We start from the raw sequence: 1,555 nt of genomic DNA, 5'->3' as shown, positions 1-1,555 counted from the left end.
GCCCTGCATCAGCCCTTTTGATCGCCGGCCAGGAAGCCGCCGATCGTTGCGTCGGTGTGGAACGACGGCTTGTCGTAATAGTGCGGTCCGTCATAGACCTCGATCAGGCGGCACTTGGTGCGGGCGACCGTCGGCCCATGCGGATGATCCTTGGGGTTCATGTAGAAGGCGCCCTGCTTCAGCAGGATGTCGCTGTCGGTGTATTCGTACTCGCCTTCCAGGCAGTACATGAACTGGTTCGACGCGTGTGAATGCTTGATCGGAATGCCGCCGCCAGGCTCGTATTCGAGAATTGCGATGCTGGCGCCCGTCTTCTCGTTCTTCCAGAGGAAATACTGGCGAAAGCCGTATTCCGGAAAATTGAGCCAGTTTTCCTCCGCAAGGTCTTCCTTGCCGATCAGGACTTCGAGCGTTTCTGGGGTCATATGTTCGATCTCCTTGAACATGCGGGCTACCTGCGGACAGCAATATTGGTGCCGGCTCCCGTCGCTCGGGACCGACTAGCCGTTTTCAATCTGCTTGCCGGTCAGTCGAAGAAGGACGGGGGAGGCGCCATGCCCCATTGCGTCGTTTCATGGGCTCCGCCGACGAAGCGGACCGGCACGTAGTCGTCATTGATCAGATCGGTGTCCGTGTAGTGCTCGACACGGAAGCCGAAGGGGTCGAGCCAGTAGTCGTAGATAAGGCTGCCGAGGTAGTGGCGTCCGACACCGGCGTCGAGATTCCAGCCCTTGCCGACCAGATAGTCATGGCCAGCGGTCACTGCATCGAGGTCCAGGACTTCGTAGGAGCTGTGATGGCAGCCGAAGAACTTCGACTGGTTGATCAGGATGGCGTGGTGCTCGACGAACTCCTGCCCGCGGTCGTAGCGCAGGAAAGTGCCGACGGTGATCGGTTCCGGCTCGGCCGGCGCGCAGATGTAGTCGGCCGGCACCAGGGCGAAGTGCTTGATGAACCAGTCGATCTCGCTGATGGCGTCGGGCACCCACAGCACGAAATGGCCGATGCGCAGCACCGGTGTAGGCTCGGGCCGCTGCCGCACCGCGGTGTTGTGGCGCAGATGCTCGGACGCAAAGTTCATCCGGTAGGAGCGCCTTATCGTCATTTCCGGCACGCTCGCCACGCCATGCTCCAACCAGATCGTATGCTTGTTCGGCGTGGTCAGCGTGACGCGCAGCCCGCCCCCGGGCCCGTCGATGGTCTCGATCGCCGAGGCGCCGGGGATTTGGGTTGCCTTTTCCAGTTCCTCCACCGTCGCCACCTTGAAGGCGCCGCCGAGAAACTTGTTCTCCTTGCCGAGGCGGGCGACGTGGACGTGATGGTTGGCGCCGGTGCCGCGCATGTAGAGCGCGGTGTCGGTACGGGCCGAACGGGTCATGCCGAAATCGAGCAGGAACCGTTCCATGAGATCGAGATCGTCGACCTGGTAGGCGGTGTAGGCGACATCGGAAATGCTGACGCGGCTCATGAACTGGATCCCCTAGAGATGTTGGCCGGATACGCGCGAACTGCCCTGCGCGGTCTGTTCGCCATGGCGAAGAGCCCACAGGACCTT

Annotated in this window: 2 protein-coding genes; both read right to left on the bottom strand. The window is 61.6% G+C overall.

All coding sequences use genetic code 11. The features are described 5' to 3' along the window. Positions 1 to 8: 8 nt before the first annotated feature. Positions 9 to 425 (bottom strand): cupin domain-containing protein, encoded by a 417-nt coding sequence (locus tag EN742_RS34575; RefSeq protein WP_245492474.1) that lies wholly within the window; start codon positions 423 to 425, stop codon positions 9 to 11. 101 nt (positions 426 to 526) lie between these two features. After that, positions 527 to 1,468 carry a VOC family protein gene (locus EN742_RS34570; RefSeq protein WP_128333850.1) on the bottom strand — a complete coding sequence of 314 codons (942 nt, stop codon included), beginning with the start codon at positions 1,466 to 1,468 and terminating at the stop codon, positions 527 to 529. Positions 1,469 to 1,555: the final 87 nt, after the last annotated feature.

The sequence above is a fragment of the Mesorhizobium sp. M4A.F.Ca.ET.020.02.1.1 genome, from assembly GCF_004022645.1.
Lineage (GTDB): Bacteria > Pseudomonadota > Alphaproteobacteria > Rhizobiales > Rhizobiaceae > Mesorhizobium.
The sequence above is the reverse complement of the archived record's forward strand: the minus strand, read 5'-3'. Positions and strand labels throughout refer to the sequence as shown.